The organism is Acinetobacter sp. WU_MDCI_Abxc222 (assembly GCF_025514755.1).
Taxonomy (GTDB): Bacteria; Pseudomonadota; Gammaproteobacteria; order Pseudomonadales; family Moraxellaceae; genus Acinetobacter; species Acinetobacter geminorum.
In genome coordinates, this window is record NZ_JAHPVG010000007.1 from 165,509 (window position 1) to 179,580 (window position 14,072).

The 14,072-nt window shown below is 42.3% G+C and carries 24 protein-coding genes and 2 pseudogenes; 22 read left to right on the forward strand and 4 right to left on the reverse strand.

The window, feature by feature from the left end; translation table 11 throughout:
- Positions 1 to 65: 65 nt before the first annotated feature.
- The 4 genes and pseudogenes from KTJ10_RS12500 to KTJ10_RS12515 form a co-directional block, all read right to left on the reverse strand.
- On the reverse strand, positions 66 to 830 hold the full coding sequence (locus KTJ10_RS12500; protein ID WP_262442132.1) for a globin domain-containing protein: 765 nt from the start codon (positions 828 to 830) through the stop codon (positions 66 to 68).
- A gap of 2 nt (positions 831 to 832) precedes the next feature.
- Positions 833 to 986, reverse strand: a pseudogene (locus KTJ10_RS12505) (hypothetical protein).
- Positions 976 to 2,523 carry a DUF853 domain-containing protein gene (locus KTJ10_RS12510; RefSeq protein ID WP_262442133.1) on the reverse strand — a complete coding sequence of 516 codons (1,548 nt, stop codon included), beginning with the start codon at positions 2,521 to 2,523 and terminating at the stop codon, positions 976 to 978. Before KTJ10_RS12510 ends, KTJ10_RS12505 begins: the two are co-directional and overlap by 11 nt.
- 42 nt (positions 2,524 to 2,565) lie before the next feature.
- Complete coding sequence (locus KTJ10_RS12515) at positions 2,566 to 3,756, reverse strand: PLP-dependent transferase (protein ID WP_262442134.1); 1,191 nt, start codon at positions 3,754 to 3,756, stop codon at positions 2,566 to 2,568.
- A 168-nt stretch (positions 3,757 to 3,924) separates the two neighbouring features.
- On the opposite strand from KTJ10_RS12515, the gene KTJ10_RS12520 reads away from it, so the two are divergent.
- The 22 genes and pseudogenes from KTJ10_RS12520 (at position 3,925) to rplO (ending at position 14,035) form a co-directional block, all read left to right on the forward strand.
- Positions 3,925 to 4,653, forward strand: coding sequence for a type 1 glutamine amidotransferase (locus tag KTJ10_RS12520; protein ID WP_044099980.1), 729 nt, complete (start codon positions 3,925 to 3,927; stop codon positions 4,651 to 4,653).
- A 253-nt stretch (positions 4,654 to 4,906) separates the two neighbouring features.
- Positions 4,907 to 5,218 carry a 30S ribosomal protein S10 gene (rpsJ, locus tag KTJ10_RS12525; protein WP_000070912.1) on the forward strand — a complete coding sequence of 104 codons (312 nt, stop codon included), beginning with the start codon at positions 4,907 to 4,909 and terminating at the stop codon, positions 5,216 to 5,218.
- 58 nt (positions 5,219 to 5,276) lie between these two features.
- Positions 5,277 to 5,915, forward strand: coding sequence for a 50S ribosomal protein L3 (gene rplC / locus KTJ10_RS12530; protein ID WP_002117051.1), 639 nt, complete (start codon positions 5,277 to 5,279; stop codon positions 5,913 to 5,915).
- A gap of 11 nt (positions 5,916 to 5,926) precedes the next feature.
- Positions 5,927 to 6,529 carry a 50S ribosomal protein L4 gene (gene rplD / locus KTJ10_RS12535; protein WP_002049755.1) on the forward strand — a complete coding sequence of 201 codons (603 nt, stop codon included), beginning with the start codon at positions 5,927 to 5,929 and terminating at the stop codon, positions 6,527 to 6,529.
- Positions 6,526 to 6,846 carry a 50S ribosomal protein L23 gene (gene rplW, locus KTJ10_RS12540; RefSeq protein ID WP_002049693.1) on the forward strand — a complete coding sequence of 107 codons (321 nt, stop codon included), beginning with the start codon at positions 6,526 to 6,528 and terminating at the stop codon, positions 6,844 to 6,846. The genes rplD and rplW overlap by 4 nt, the downstream gene beginning before the upstream one ends.
- A gap of 11 nt (positions 6,847 to 6,857) precedes the next feature.
- The gene (gene rplB / locus KTJ10_RS12545; RefSeq protein ID WP_002049686.1) at positions 6,858 to 7,682 is read left to right on the forward strand and encodes a 50S ribosomal protein L2; all 825 of its coding nucleotides are present in this window, start codon (positions 6,858 to 6,860) and stop codon (positions 7,680 to 7,682) included.
- A gap of 13 nt (positions 7,683 to 7,695) precedes the next feature.
- A complete protein-coding gene (rpsS, locus tag KTJ10_RS12550; RefSeq protein ID WP_001138119.1) occupies positions 7,696 to 7,971 on the forward strand; it encodes a 30S ribosomal protein S19 in 276 nt (91 codons plus the stop codon).
- Positions 7,972 to 7,982: 11 nt separating this feature from the next.
- Positions 7,983 to 8,312, forward strand: coding sequence for a 50S ribosomal protein L22 (rplV, locus tag KTJ10_RS12555; RefSeq protein ID WP_001982638.1), 330 nt, complete (start codon positions 7,983 to 7,985; stop codon positions 8,310 to 8,312).
- A 1-nt stretch (position 8,313) separates the two neighbouring features.
- Positions 8,314 to 9,130: pseudogene (gene rpsC / locus KTJ10_RS12560) on the forward strand (30S ribosomal protein S3).
- Positions 9,070 to 9,483: a 50S ribosomal protein L16 gene (gene rplP, locus KTJ10_RS12565; RefSeq protein ID WP_002049688.1), complete on the forward strand. Its 414-nt coding sequence runs from the start codon at positions 9,070 to 9,072 to the stop codon at positions 9,481 to 9,483. The pseudogene rpsC and the gene rplP overlap by 61 nt, the downstream one beginning before the upstream one ends.
- Complete coding sequence (gene rpmC / locus KTJ10_RS12570; protein WP_000849928.1) at positions 9,483 to 9,680, forward strand: 50S ribosomal protein L29; 198 nt, start codon at positions 9,483 to 9,485, stop codon at positions 9,678 to 9,680. The genes rplP and rpmC overlap by 1 nt, the downstream gene beginning before the upstream one ends.
- Positions 9,677 to 9,934 (forward strand): 30S ribosomal protein S17, encoded by a 258-nt coding sequence (gene rpsQ, locus KTJ10_RS12575; RefSeq protein ID WP_002116661.1) that lies wholly within the window; start codon positions 9,677 to 9,679, stop codon positions 9,932 to 9,934. Before rpmC ends, rpsQ begins: the two co-directional genes overlap by 4 nt.
- A 92-nt stretch (positions 9,935 to 10,026) precedes the next feature.
- Positions 10,027 to 10,395: a 50S ribosomal protein L14 gene (gene rplN, locus KTJ10_RS12580; RefSeq protein ID WP_001982634.1), complete on the forward strand. Its 369-nt coding sequence runs from the start codon at positions 10,027 to 10,029 to the stop codon at positions 10,393 to 10,395.
- Between the two features lie 9 nt (positions 10,396 to 10,404).
- Complete coding sequence (rplX, locus tag KTJ10_RS12585) at positions 10,405 to 10,722, forward strand: 50S ribosomal protein L24 (RefSeq protein WP_002116820.1); 318 nt, start codon at positions 10,405 to 10,407, stop codon at positions 10,720 to 10,722.
- A gap of 15 nt (positions 10,723 to 10,737) precedes the next feature.
- A complete protein-coding gene (gene rplE, locus KTJ10_RS12590; RefSeq protein ID WP_044119300.1) occupies positions 10,738 to 11,274 on the forward strand; it encodes a 50S ribosomal protein L5 in 537 nt (178 codons plus the stop codon).
- A gap of 9 nt (positions 11,275 to 11,283) precedes the next feature.
- Complete coding sequence (gene rpsN / locus KTJ10_RS12595; RefSeq protein WP_002049689.1) at positions 11,284 to 11,589, forward strand: 30S ribosomal protein S14; 306 nt, start codon at positions 11,284 to 11,286, stop codon at positions 11,587 to 11,589.
- An 11-nt stretch (positions 11,590 to 11,600) separates the two neighbouring features.
- Positions 11,601 to 11,996, forward strand: a complete 396-nt coding sequence (gene rpsH, locus KTJ10_RS12600; RefSeq protein ID WP_002049732.1) for a 30S ribosomal protein S8 — start codon at positions 11,601 to 11,603, stop codon at positions 11,994 to 11,996.
- Between the two features lie 13 nt (positions 11,997 to 12,009).
- Positions 12,010 to 12,543: a 50S ribosomal protein L6 gene (rplF, locus tag KTJ10_RS12605; RefSeq protein WP_002116801.1), complete on the forward strand. Its 534-nt coding sequence runs from the start codon at positions 12,010 to 12,012 to the stop codon at positions 12,541 to 12,543.
- Positions 12,544 to 12,557: 14 nt separating this feature from the next.
- Positions 12,558 to 12,908: a 50S ribosomal protein L18 gene (gene rplR / locus KTJ10_RS12610; RefSeq protein WP_002049741.1), complete on the forward strand. Its 351-nt coding sequence runs from the start codon at positions 12,558 to 12,560 to the stop codon at positions 12,906 to 12,908.
- Positions 12,909 to 12,910: 2 nt separating this feature from the next.
- A complete protein-coding gene (rpsE, locus tag KTJ10_RS12615) occupies positions 12,911 to 13,408 on the forward strand; it encodes a 30S ribosomal protein S5 (protein ID WP_001141025.1) in 498 nt (165 codons plus the stop codon).
- A gap of 6 nt (positions 13,409 to 13,414) precedes the next feature.
- Positions 13,415 to 13,591, forward strand: a complete 177-nt coding sequence (gene rpmD, locus KTJ10_RS12620; RefSeq protein ID WP_000849088.1) for a 50S ribosomal protein L30 — start codon at positions 13,415 to 13,417, stop codon at positions 13,589 to 13,591.
- Positions 13,592 to 13,594: 3 nt separating this feature from the next.
- Complete coding sequence (gene rplO / locus KTJ10_RS12625; protein WP_002116985.1) at positions 13,595 to 14,035, forward strand: 50S ribosomal protein L15; 441 nt, start codon at positions 13,595 to 13,597, stop codon at positions 14,033 to 14,035.
- Positions 14,036 to 14,072: the final 37 nt, after the last annotated feature.

The window sequence follows — 14,072 nt, forward strand, 5'->3', positions numbered from 1 at the left end:
TAAAAGGATGATCATCTTAGCCTGAAAGTCTAAATAAGAAAACTTTCAGGCAAGAGGTTTTTACATTACAGCGTTAAAGGGGCTGAAACCTGTACTTGATCACCCACTCTATAATGCTCAAGTAAAATATTAGCAACCGAAAACTCAGTATGATTTTCTTCAGGCTGCACTTCAAAGTGATACGAGTTATCTTCTTGAGCTTCAGTAAATTTAAACGCTTTCGGTTGTTCAAGTTGTTGTTCGGGAACTTGTACTTTAACTGAAATAAAGGCATTTGCTGGGCTAGTCAGTACGTCTTCATGGTCAGTTGCTTTTAAAGTGAAGCGTTTGCCAGATCCCAGAGGATCAATTTGAGTAATTTCAAATGAACGCCAGCCAGCCCATCCACCTTTTAAGCTTTCAAGTTGCTCATATTTTTGTTTTTCAACACCAATCAAGATATCAGCCAACTGTAAGTATGCTTGCTTCCAAGCTTCGATAAGCTCTGATTCGAATGGCACGTTGAGTACTTCACTAATTGAATGAAGCAAGTTGTCTCCAACAATTGCATATTGATCTGGTTGGATATCTAAGCTCACGTGTTTAGTGGTGATACGTTCAACAGCTTTAGCTAAAACAGTAGGGTTCTCAATATTTTCTGCATAAGCAAGCACAGCAGCTGCAAGAGCACGTGGCTGACGTAAGCTGGTTTGGTCATCTAAATTAAAAACATTTTTTAATTCGGGATTGTTATTAAGCATGCGCTTATAAAAGTATGTAGTCAGCGTAACGCCGTGTTCACGTAAAACTGGTACAGTAGATTTAACAAGTTCAATTTGTTGTGGAGTCATGACTAGACCTTATTTATCTGGCTATATAAGATGTATTTAAAATACATCTTTAAAAAATTAATGGCAATAACTTTCTTTATAAAAAAACCATAAAAAAAATAGGGGATATAAAATCCCCTAAAATTAACACAATTTTTTAATATTTTTATTTACCAAATAAAGAGCCGAGCAAGCCTCTTACGAGTTTTTGTCCCGTACTTCCTCCTAAGCTGCGTGCAGCACTTTTGGCAAAAGTTCCAACAATGTCTTGTGTGAGTTTAGCTCGTTCACGGGCTGCTCTTTCTTCCTCTTTTAATTGCTCACGTGCCAAACGTTCCTGCTCTTTAGCTTGCTGTTTTGCTAAAGTTTCTTGTTCTTTAGCTTGTTGTTTTGCAAGTTCGGCGTCTTGCTGCTGCTGTTCTCGTTCAGCAACTTTATTCTGTAGCATTTCATAGGCACTATCACGATCTACAGCTTGTTCATAAACGCCAGCAATAATACTTTGCGAGATTAAAGTCTGACGCTCTTCGGGAGTGATCGGTGTAAATGAAGAGTAGGGCGGCATGACCCAGCCACGTTCTACAATCTGTGGGGTTCCTTGTTCATCTAGACAGCTAATTAATGCCTCACCAACACCAAGTTGGGTAATAGCTTCATCAACTTTAAAATCTGGATTAGCACGGAAAGTGTCTGCTGCGGTTTTTACAGCTTTTTGATCTTTAGGGGTGAATGCACGTAATGCATGTTGAACGCGATTACCAAGTTGACCAAGAACGCTTTCGGGTAAGTCGAGTGGGTTTTGAGTAATAAAGTAGATACCCACCCCTTTAGAACGAATTAAACGTACCACTTGTTCAATCTTGTCTTGGAGTGCTTGGCTAGCATTATCAAATAACAAGTGAGCTTCATCAAAGAAAAATACGAGTTTAGGCTTATCCATATCACCGACTTCTGGTAGCTGTTCAAATAGCTCTGAAAGCATCCATAAGAGGAAAGTGGCGTATAACTTGGGCGTATTCATGAGCTTGTCGGCAGCAAGAATATTGATATAGCCGTGTCCGTTTGCATCGGTTTGGATAAAATCCAGAATATTTAAAGCTGGTTCCCCAAAGAACTGTTCTCCACCTTGGTCGGCAAGAGCGAGTAAGTTGCGCTGAATGGCACCTAGGCTGGCTGGAGATAAATTGCCATACTCGGCTTTAAACTCAGCTGCATGTTCACTCACAAAAGTGATCATGGCTTTTAAATCTTTAAAGTCGACTAAAAGTAACCCTTGGTCATCTGCAATACGGAATACAGCGGATAAAACACCTTCTTGGGTATCATTTAAGTTGAGTATGCGTGCTAATAAAATTGGCCCTATTTCTGAAATGGTGGTTCGGATAGGATGACCTTGCTGACCAAATAAATCCCAAAAAACAACTGGGTTAGCTGCGAATGGAATACTATCAATTTGTAAAAGTTTTAAGCGTTCATTAAATTTATCGGAAGCTTCACCAGCTTTTGCGAGACTCGAAACATCGCCTTTAGCATCGGCAAGAAATACCGGCACACCGATTCGAGAGAAACTCTCTGCTAGAACTTTTAACGTAACTGTTTTACCTGTACCTGTGGCGCCTGCAATAAGTCCATGACGGTTAGCAAACTGGGGAAGTAAAACAATTTCTTTTGATGTGTCATTAATATTTTTAGCAATAACAATCGGTGTACCCATATATTTTTATCCTATGGTTTGAGTCACTATAATGTTGTCGTTTTACATTTGTTTCAGTGCATTTTCGATATCTTGTATCAAATCTTGCGGATCTTCTAGTCCTATACAGAATCGAACTAATAATCCTTGTTGTAAATGTGTATTCTCAAGTTTTCTCATCATTTTTAAATCATAAAGCATAATCAGGCTAACGGGGCCACCCCAGCTAAAGCCGAGCTTAAATAACTCTAATGCATCGCAGAAACGACGTACTGCTGTAATGTCATATTCAGGTTTAAAAATAACACTCACTAAGCCTGCACTTTGACCAGTTGTGCATATTTCTTGCCAGTATTGATGGCCTGGTGAGGATTCATCACTTGGGTGTAGAACTTGTGCAAATTGGCATTGGTCCTTTAACCACTTAAGTAAAGTTTGAGCATTGGCTGATTGTTTTTGATATCTCAAAGACATATGAGCAAGACTGCGCTGAACTTGAGCCGCATCATCTCCTGAAACTGCAATACCTAAAATGGCATGCGTACGGAATAGGCGGTGATGAAGTTTCTCATCACGAGTTACAATGCTGCCCATTAAGATGTCACCGCCGCCACTCGGATATTTGGTGAGTGCATGCACTGTTAAATCGACTGATAGATGTTCATCAGAAAAATTAAAAGCATTAAACGCAAGCCCAGCTCCCCAAGTGTTATCTAGGGCTGTTAATACACCGTGTTTTTTGGCTTTTTTGACTAGATTCTTAAGATCAGGAAATTCTAGAGTAACTGAGCCTGCTGCCTCTAACCACAACAGTTTGCTTCTTTCAGTTGGTTGAAAGCTTGAGGCATCAATAGGGTTGTACACTTTGACAATAACGCCATATTGATTTTGCAGATGATTTAAATGCTCAAGGTTTGGTCCATAAATGTTGTCTGGTACCCATACTTCATCATGAGTACTTAAAAATGCTGAGTTCACAACATTAATTGCTGATAAGCCACTTGGTGCAAGCAAACAATGCAATCCACCTTCAATTTGCGCAATATTGTCGCCTAAGGTGAAGGTAGTGGGGGTGCCGTGTGTCCCATAGCTATAATCGTAATCATCCGTCCAGTGGCGATCAAAAAGGTGCGAAGTTGATTTAAAAATAATAGTAGATGCACGAAATAAGGGTGGTTGTATTGTTTCAATAAATTGCGGGGCCTTTCTTTGTGCATGAATGAGGCGAGTCTGGAAGTCGTTATGCTTTTTCATAGTGCTTTGCATTTCAAATAATAAAGTTAGATTAAGAGAAATTTAGATTCTTCGCTAGATTTATAAAGTTTTGTAAGAGGTTTCGTTACAGTAGACCTATAAAACAAAAACTTGGCTTTATTTTTGCAAAGACCACTACAACATTCTAACAACAATAGGTTTAAGCGCATGAAGTCGCATTTAAGAGTTCATTATTTTCAACATATCGCGGGTGAGGGTTTTGGGAGTTGTTATTCATTTTTAAAAGCTCACCACGCGACTATTAGTTCTACGGAGTTTTTTGCACTTCCGGTTGATCGGTCACTTGAAATAGAAGCTTTACCACAAATTGATGAGGTTGACTTATTATTAGTCATGGGTGGCACCATGAGTGTAAATGATGAAGCGAATTATCCATGGCTTAAGATAGAGAAAAGATGGTTGCGTCGTTATTTAGCAGCAGGAAAGCCTGCTATAGGTCTCTGTTTGGGTGGGCAGCTAATTGCTAATGCACTAGGCGCCGCAGTCAGTCGAAACCGCTATCAGGAACTTGGCTGGTCAACAGTTCAGAGGGTGGCAAATTTACCTCAAGACAGTTTTCCATTGCCTGAAAAGATAAAGGTGATGCAGTGGCATAGCGAAACATTTGAAATACCCAAGGGTGCCATACACTTAGCCGAGAATATAGCTTGTCGTAATCAGATGTATCAAATTGGAAAAAATGTGCTGGGTTTTCAATTTCATCCAGAAATGACACCGGCAGCTTTAGAACTCTTACTTGAAAATGAAGAAGAGCTATCTATTTTTAATGGAGAATATGTGCAGCCTGTGAGTGAACTACAATATTCAGAAGCACAAAAATTTGAACAAGGTAATCAACTCTTAAATAAAGCGATTGAATTTGTCATAAACGCCTAGAGTGAGTTGAGAATACTAGGTTAAAGTGTGTTTTGAACAAAAAATAGAAAAAGAGAATTGCATAAGACTTAAACAATCGTTATAATGGGCGACCCTCAAAAGGAGGGGCATTTACTGCGAAGAAAGTAGTAAATGTGCATTACAGTCGTGGCATCGATCATGACCTTAGTGATTTTCACTGCCTTTGACACTTACCAATGGGTGAGATGCGTCAAGGGTGATTCTTTATATGTTTGGCTTGGAGTTTACTGGTATGTCTAACCAGAGAATTCGTATCCGTTTGAAGTCTTTTGATCATCGTCTGATTGATCAATCTGCTCAAGAGATCGTAGAAACCGCTAAGCGTACTGGCGCACAAGTTTGTGGTCCAATTCCGATGCCTACTCGCATCGAACGCTTCAACGTTCTTACTTCACCGCACGTTAACAAAGATGCGCGTGACCAGTACGAAATCCGCACCTATAAACGTTTGATCGATATCGTTCAACCTACAGATAAAACTGTTGATGCATTGATGAAATTAGATCTTGCGGCTGGTGTTGATGTTCAGATCGCTTTGGGTTAAGGCTTTCGGTTGATTAACTTCTAAGTTAATTAGGCCGCTTTTTTAGAGGTTTATGCACATGGCTATTGGTTTAGTCGGTCGCAAATGTGGTATGACTCGCATCTTTACAGATGCAGGTGTTTCTGTACCTGTTACAGTCATCGAAGTCGATCCAAACCGCATTACGCAAATCAAAACACTTGAAACTGATGGTTATCAAGCTGTTCAAGTAACTACTGGTGAACGTCGCGAATCTCGCGTAACTAACGCTCAGAAAGGTCACTTCGCGAAAGCTGGTGTTGCTGCTGGTCGTTTGGTTAAAGAGTTCCGTGTTACTGAAGCTGAGCTTGAAGGCCGTGAAGTTGGCGGTACTATTGGCGTTGATTTGTTCACAGTTGGTCAAGTAGTTGACGTAACTGGTCAATCAAAAGGTAAAGGTTTCCAAGGTGGTGTTAAACGTTGGAACTTCCGTACCCAAGACGCTACTCACGGTAACTCAGTTTCTCACCGTGTATTAGGTTCTACAGGTCAAAACCAGACTCCTGGACGCGTGTTCAAAGGCAAAAAAATGGCTGGTCACTTAGGTGATGAACGCGTAACAGTACAAGGTCTTGAAATCGTATCTATTGACGCTGAACGTTCTGTTTTAGTTGTTAAAGGTGCAATTCCTGGTGCAACTGGCGGCGACGTGATTGTACGTCCTACCATCAAGGCCTGAGGGGAAATACCGTGAATTTGAAAACTGTTTCCGGCTCTGCTGTTGAATTGTCTGAAGTTGCTTTCGGACGTGAATTTAACGAAGCTCTTGTACACCAAGTTGTTACTGCTTACTTAGCAGGTGGTCGTCAAGGTACTCGTGCTCAGAAATCACGTGCAGACGTTTCTGGCGGTGGTAAAAAGCCATTCCGTCAAAAAGGTACTGGTCGTGCTCGTGCGGGTTCTATTCGTAGCCCTATCTGGGTTGGCGGTGGTAAAACTTTTGCTGCTCGTCCACAAGATTGGTCTCAAAAAGTAAACCGTAAGATGTACCGCGGTGCAATGCAATGTATCTTAGCTGAACTTGTTCGCCAAGATCGTCTTGTATTAGTTGAAGAGTTTGCTGTTGCAGCTCCAAAAACTAAAGAATTGCTTGCAAAGCTTAACGACTTAAATGCTGCTCGTGCATTAATCGTTACTGACGCTGTAGATGAGAACTTATATCTTGCAGCACGCAACCTTCCGCATGTAGATGTGGTAGATGCAACTGCAATCGATCCTGTAAGCTTGATCGCGTTTGATAAAGTTGTGATGTCTGTAGCTGCTGCTAAGAAAATTGAGGTAGAACTCGGATGAACAACGAACGTATCTATCAAGTCCTAAAAGGACCAGTCTTCTCAGAAAAGGCACAAGTATTAGGTGATACTGTTGGTGTTCAAGTATTTAAAGTAGACATCAATGCTACTAAGCTTGAAATCAAAAAAGCAGTTGAAAAACTTTTTGGTGTAGAAGTTGTTAAAGTTAACACAACTATTACTAAAGGTAAGACTAAGCGCTTTGGTCGTACATTGGGACGCCGTTCTGATGTTAAAAAAGCATACGTCACCCTGAAAGCTGGCCAAGATGTTGAAATGGCTGACTTGGGCGATACCGCTGAAAGCGCAGCGGAATAAGGACGAAAATTATGCCGATTCAAAAATGTAAGCCAACGTCTCCAGGACGTCGCTTTGTAGAGAAAGTGGTTCATGACCATCTTCACAAAGGCGCTCCTTACGCACCGTTGGTTGAAGCTAAAAAACGTACTGGTGGTCGTAATAACAACGGTCACATTACTACTCGTCACGTTGGTGGTGGTCATAAACAACACTACCGTATCGTTGACTTCAAACGTAACAAAGACAGCATCCCAGCTGTTGTAGAGCGTATTGAATACGATCCAAACCGTACAGCACATATTGCTTTGTTGAAATATGCTGATGGTGAGCGTCGTTATATCATCGCACCTAAAGGCTTACGTGCTGGCGATAAAGTACAATCTGGTAACGATGCTCCAATTCGTCCAGGTAACTGCTTGCCACTTCGTAATATGCCGATTGGTTCTACACTTCATAACGTTGAACTTAAAATTGGTAAGGGCGCGCAATTAGCACGTTCTGCTGGTGCATCTGTTCAGTTGTTGGGTCGTGATGGTTCTTACGCAATCATTCGTCTTCGTTCAGGCGAAATGCGTAAAGTACATGTTGAATGCCGCGCTGTAATTGGTGAAGTTTCTAACCAAGAAAACAACCTTCGTTCATTGGGTAAAGCTGGTGCTTCGCGCTGGCGTGGTGTTCGTCCTACCGTACGTGGTATGGCGATGAACCCGATTGATCACCCGCACGGTGGTGGTGAAGGGCGTAACAAAGGTATTCAACCTGTAAGCCCATGGGGTCAAAAAGCTAAAGGGTACAAGACACGTACCAATAAGCGTACGACTAAGATGATTATTCGCGACCGTCGCGTCAAGTAAAGGAATCTGACTAATGCCTCGTTCTCTGAAAAAAGGCCCATTCGTCGATGCGCACTTGTTCGCTAAGGTTGAAGCGGCTGTTGCTAGTAACTCTCGCAAGCCGATTAAAACTTGGTCTCGTCGTTCGATGATCCTTCCGGATTTTGTTGGTTTAACAATTTCTGTTCATAATGGTCGTAACCACGTTCCAGTAATTGTTACTGAGCATATGGTTGGTCATAAACTCGGTGAATTCGCGCCAACTCGTACCTATCGTGGTCACGGTGTTGACAAGAAATCTAAACGTTAATAGGTGTCATGATGGAAGTAACTGCTAAATTACGCGGTGCCGCTATCTCGGCACAGAAAGCACGTTTGGTTGCAGATCTTATTCGCGGCAAATCTGTTGCGCATGCTTTAAATATCTTAAACTTCAGCAATAAAAAAGCTGCTGTTTTAGTAAAAAAAGCATTGGAATCTGCGATTGCAAACGCTGAACACAATAACAGTTTAGATGTTGACGATCTTAAAGTTTCTACGATTTACGTTGACGAAGGCATGAGCCTTAAACGTATTATGCCACGTGCTAAAGGCCGTGCAGATCGTATTACTAAGCGTACTTGTCACATCACCGTTAAGGTAGGGGTTTGATATGGGTCAGAAGGTTCATCCAATCGGTATCCGCCTAGGTGTTGTGAAACGTCATAACGCTAACTGGTATGCGAATCCGAAACAATACGCTGAATACTTGCTTAAAGATCTTCAAGTTCGTGAGTTTTTAACTAAAAAACTTAAGAATGCGATGGTAAGCAACATTCTTATCGAACGTCCATCAGGCGCTGCTAAAGTAACTATTAGCACAGCTCGTCCTGGTATCGTAATCGGTAAAAAAGGCGAAGATATTGAAAAATTACAGCGCGAACTTACCAGCATTATGGGTGTTCCAGCGCAAGTAAGTATCAACGAAATTGATCGCCCAGACTTAGATGCGCGTTTAGTTGCTGAAGCAATCGCTTCTCAATTAGAAAAGCGTGTAATGTTCCGTCGTGCTATGAAGCGTGCGGTTCAAAACACTATGCGTGCTGGTGCTAAAGGTATCAAAGTTGAAGTGTCTGGCCGTTTAGGTGGTGCAGAGATTGCTCGTACAGAATGGTATCGTGAAGGTCGTGTACCTTTGCATACATTGCGTGCAGACATTGACTATGCAACTATGCGTGCAGAAACAACTTACGGTACGATTGGTGTTAAAGTTTGGATTTTCCGTGGCGAGATTTTAGGTGGCATGAAACAAGTCATGAACCCTGCTCCTGCTGAAGATCGTCCAGCTAAACGTGGTCGTGGTCGTGGTGAAGGTCAAGAGCGTCGTGGTCGTCGCGGTGACCGTGCTGCTGACAAGGGAGAATAATCCATGTTGCAACCTAAACGTACCAAATTCCGTAAGGTGCACAAAGGCCGTAATACTGGTCTAGCGCATCGTGGTAGTACAGTATCATTTGGTTCGATTGCAATTAAAGCAACTGAACGTGGTCGTATGACTGCTCGTCAGATTGAAGCTGCACGTCGTACTATTAGCCGCCGTATTAAGCGTGGTGGTAAAATCTTTATTCGCGTATTCCCGGATAAGCCAATCACTCAAAAGCCTCTTGAAGTGCGTATGGGTAAAGGTAAGGGTAGCGTGGAGTACTGGGTTTGCCAGATCCAACCAGGTAAGATCCTGTACGAAATTGAAGGTGTGAACGAAGAGTTAGCGCGTGAAGCATTTGCTTTAGCTGCTGCTAAACTTCCGTTTAAAACCACTATCGTGACTCGGACGGTAATGTAATGAAAACTAAAGATCTACGTGAAAAATCGGTAGAAGAGTTGAAAGCTTTGCTTGATGAGCAACAGCTTAACCAATTCCGTCTTCGTATGGCGAAAGCAACTGGTCAGTTGGGTAAATCGCATGAAGTGCAAGTTGCTCGTAAGACAATTGCTCGTATTAAGACACTCCTTACCGAAAAACAGGGGAACGGACAATGAGTGAAAAAACAGTCCGCACGTTAACCGGCAAAGTAGTAAGCGACAAAATGGACAAGTCTATTGTTGTTCTTATCGAACGCCGCGTTCAACACCCGTTGTATGGCAAGTCAATTCGCCGTTCAACTAAGTTACACGCTCATGATGAAAACAATGTTGCTAAGCTTGGCGATGTTGTGACCATTAAAGAAAGCCGCCCAATTTCTAAAACTAAAGCTTGGACTTTAGTGGAAGTAGTTGAAGCAGCTGCTGAGTAATTCGACGTTCTTGTTGCATCATCGGTCAATTTCGAGTACTCTTTGAGCCTTTCGAAATTGTGACCGGTGATGCTCGGTTTTGGAGTAGGGCAATGATTCAAACCGAAACTATGCTCGACGTAGCAGACAACAGTGGTGCTCGCCGCGTACAATGTATTAAAGTACTTGGTGGTTCACATCGTCGTTATGCTTCTGTTGGCGACATTATTAAAGTTACTGTAAAAGAAGCAATCCCACGCGCACGTGTTAAAAAAGGTGACGTGATGAATGCGGTTGTAGTTCGTACTAAATTCGGCATTCGTCGTCCAGATGGTTCTGTGATCCGTTTTGATGATAATGCTGCAGTTATCCTGAACAACAACAAAGCTCCGATTGCTACTCGTATCTTCGGACCAGTGACTCGTGAACTTCGTACTGAACAGTTCATGAAAATCATTTCATTGGCTCCTGAAGTTCTATAAGAGGCAATCATGGCTAAGATTAAAAAAGGCGATCAAGTTATCGTGATCGCAGGTAAAGAAAAAGGCAAACAGGGTACTGTATTGTCTGTTTCTGAAGACCGCGTTAAGGTTGAAGGCCTTAACTTAGTGAAGAAGCATCAAAAGCCGAATCGTGTAACTGGCGCTGAAGGCGGTATCGTTACTCAAGAAGCTTCGCTTCATATTTCAAACGTGGCAATTTTAAATGCTACAACCCAGAAGGCTGACCGTGTTGGTTACCAAGTGATTGATGGCGTGAAAACTCGCGTTTATAAATCAAATGGTGAATCAGTGGCGGTAGCGAAGTAATAGGTTGAAAAGGCAATGGCCAGACTTAAAGCGCGTTACAATGATGAACTTAAAGCAAAGTTACAAGAAGAACTTAGCATTAAGAACGTGATGGAAATTCCACGCATCACAAAAATTACCCTAAACATGGGTGTAGGCGCAGCTGCAACTGATAAGAAATTATTAGATGGCGCTGTAGTCGACATGCAATTAATTGCTGGTCAAAAACCAGTAATTACACTTGCTCGTAAATCTATCGCTGGTTTCAAAATCCGTGATGGTTGGCCGATTGGTTGTAAAGTTACTTTACGTGGCGACCAAATGTACGAATTCTTGGACCGTTTGATCTCAATCGCAATCCCTCGTATCCGTGACTTCCGTGGTTTCTCTTCGAAATCATTTGATGGTCGTGGTAACTACTCAATGGGTTTGAAAGAGCAAATCGTTTTCCCTGAAATCGATTTCGATAAGATTGATCGTATTCGTGGTATGGATATTACTATTACTACGACTGCTCGCACCGATGACGAAGGCCGTGCGCTTATGCGTGCATTCGGCTTCCCGTTCAAATAAGAGGTCGATATGGCTAAGAAAGGTATGATTAATCGCGAATTGAAACGCGAAAAAACAGTTGCTAAATACGCTGCAAAACGTGCTGAATTAAAAGCTACGATTGCAAACGTAAATGCAAGTGAAGAAGAGCGTTTCGAAGCGATGTTAAAGTTACAAGCATTGCCACGTAATGCATCTCCGGTACGTCTTCGTAACCGTTGTGGTTTAACTGGTCGTCCTCATGGTTACTTCCGTAAGTTCGGTTTAAGCCGTAACAAATTACGTGACACAGTAATGCAGGGTGATGTACCAGGCGTTGTTAAGGCAAGCTGGTAAGGAGCGACTAAATGAGTATGCAAGATACCGTTGCCGACATGCTAACACGTGTTCGTAACGCACAAATGGCTAAGAAACAAACTGTTTCTATGCCTTCTTCTAAGTTGAAAGTTGCAATTGCAAACGTACTTCAACAAGAAGGTTATATTTCAAATGTAGAAGTTGCTCAAGAAGAGACAAAATCTACTTTGACAATTACTTTAAAATATTTCGAAGGCAAACCAGTTATCGAAATGGTTAAACGCGTAAGCCGTCCAGGTCTTCGCCAATACCGTGGTAAAGATAAACTTCCAAGCGTTAAGCAAGGTTTAGGTATTGCAATTGTTTCTACAAGCAAAGGCATCATGACTGATCGCGCTGCACGTGCTGCGGGCGTTGGTGGTGAAGTTATTGCTTTTGTTTCTTAATAGGTGATTCCTCATGTCTCGTGTGGCTAAAGCCCCAGTAACTGTACCTAATGGTGTAGCAGTTACTCAGAACGGCCGGCAGGTCGAAGTGAAAGGCAGCAAAGGTACATTGTCTTTCAACCTGCATGCGCTGGTCGAGCTAAAACAGGAAGAAGGTAAACTTCAACTTGCTCCAGTTAAAGAATCGAAAGATGCTTGGATGCAAGCTGGTACTGCTCGCGCTGTATTGAATAACCTTGTTAAAGGGGTTAGTGAAGGCTTCGAACGTAAGTTGCAGCTAGTTGGTGTTGGTTATAAAGCTGCGGTTAAAGGTACTGTTGTAAACCTTAACCTTGGTTTTTCACACCCAATTGACTACGCTTTACCTGAAGGTGTAACAGCGGAAACTCCAACTGCTACTGAAATCATTTTGAAATCAGCAAACAAGCAGTTGTTAGGTCAAGTAGCGGCAGAAATCCGTGCATATCGTTCTCCTGAACCATATAAAGGTAAAGGTGTTCGTTATTCGGATGAAGTCATTCTTCGTAAAGAAGCTAAGAAGAAATAAGGCGCGAGGTTCTTATGAACGAAAAGAAACAATCCCGTTTGCGTCGTGCGAAAAGCACACGCTTGCACATTCGTGCATTGGGTGCGACTCGTTTGTGTGTAAACCGCACTCCGCGTCACATCTATGCTCAAGTTATTTCAGCAGATGGTGGCAAAGTTTTAGCACAAGCTTCAACTTTGGATGCATCTTTACGTAGCGGTACTACAGGTAATGTAGATGCGGCTACTAAAGTAGGCGCTTTAATCGCAGAGCGTGCGAAAGCAGCTGGTGTAACTAAAGTTGCATTTGACCGTTCTGGTTTTAAATATCATGGTCGTATCAAAGCCTTGGCTGATGCTGCTCGTGAAAACGGCTTGGAGTTCTAATCATGGCTAAAGTTGAACAAAACGAAGGTCTTGTTGAAAAGCTGGTTGCCGTTGATCGTGTAGCCAAAGTTGTTAAGGGTGGTCGTATCTTCTCTTTCACAGCATTAACTGTTGTGGGTGATGGTAATGGTCGTGTTGGTTTTGGTCGTGGTAAAGCTCGTGAAGTTCCAGCTGCTATTTCTAAAGCACTTGAAGCTGCACGTCGCAACATGATTACTGTAGACCTTGCAGGTACTACTTTACAACACCCTGTGAATGCTCGTCATGGTGCAAGCCGTGTATATATGCAACCTGCTTCTGAAGGTACTGGCGTAATCGCTGGTGGCGCTATGCGTGCCGTTCTAGAAGCTGCAGGTGTACATAACGTACTTGCTAAATGTTATGGTTCTACTAATGCTGCAAACGTAGTAAACGCAACTTTCAAAGGTTTGCGTGATATGACTTCTCCTGAGAAAGTCGCTGCGAAACGTGGTAAATCAGTAGAAGAAATTCAAGGGTAATCAATCATGAAAACGATTAAAGTTACCCAGACTAAATCTTCTTCACATCGCTTGAAAAATCACAAGCTTTGCTTACAAGGTTTAGGTCTGCGTCGTATTGGTCATACTGTAGAAGTGCAAGATACGCCTTCTAACCGCGGTATGATCAACAAAGTCTACTATATGGTTAGTGTAGAGGAATAAGCCATGACTCTGCGTTTAAATGAACTTGCGCCTGCAGAAGGTGCAAAACGTGAACACCGTCGTTTAGGCCGTGGTATCGGTTCTGGCGTTGGTAAGACTGGTGGCCGTGGTGTCAAAGGTCAAAAATCACGTAAAAGTGGTGGCGTTCGTCCAGGCTTTGAAGGCGGTCAAACAGCGATTTATCGTCGTTTACCTAAATTCGGTTTCACTAGCCAAATCGCTTTAAAAACTGCTGAAGTACGTTTATCTGAGTTAAGCAAAGTTGAAGGCGACATCGTTAGCCTAGAAACTTTGAAAGCTGCGAATGTTGTTCGTCGTGACCAAATTCGTGCTCGTATCGTACTTTCTGGTGAAATCACTCGTGCATTCACTGTTCAAGGTGTTGCATTGACTAAAGGCGCTAAAGCTGCGATTGAAGCAGCTGGCGGTAAAGTCGAGGAGTAATCTCGAGTGTCTATGTCTCCTAGTTCTTCAGGTCATG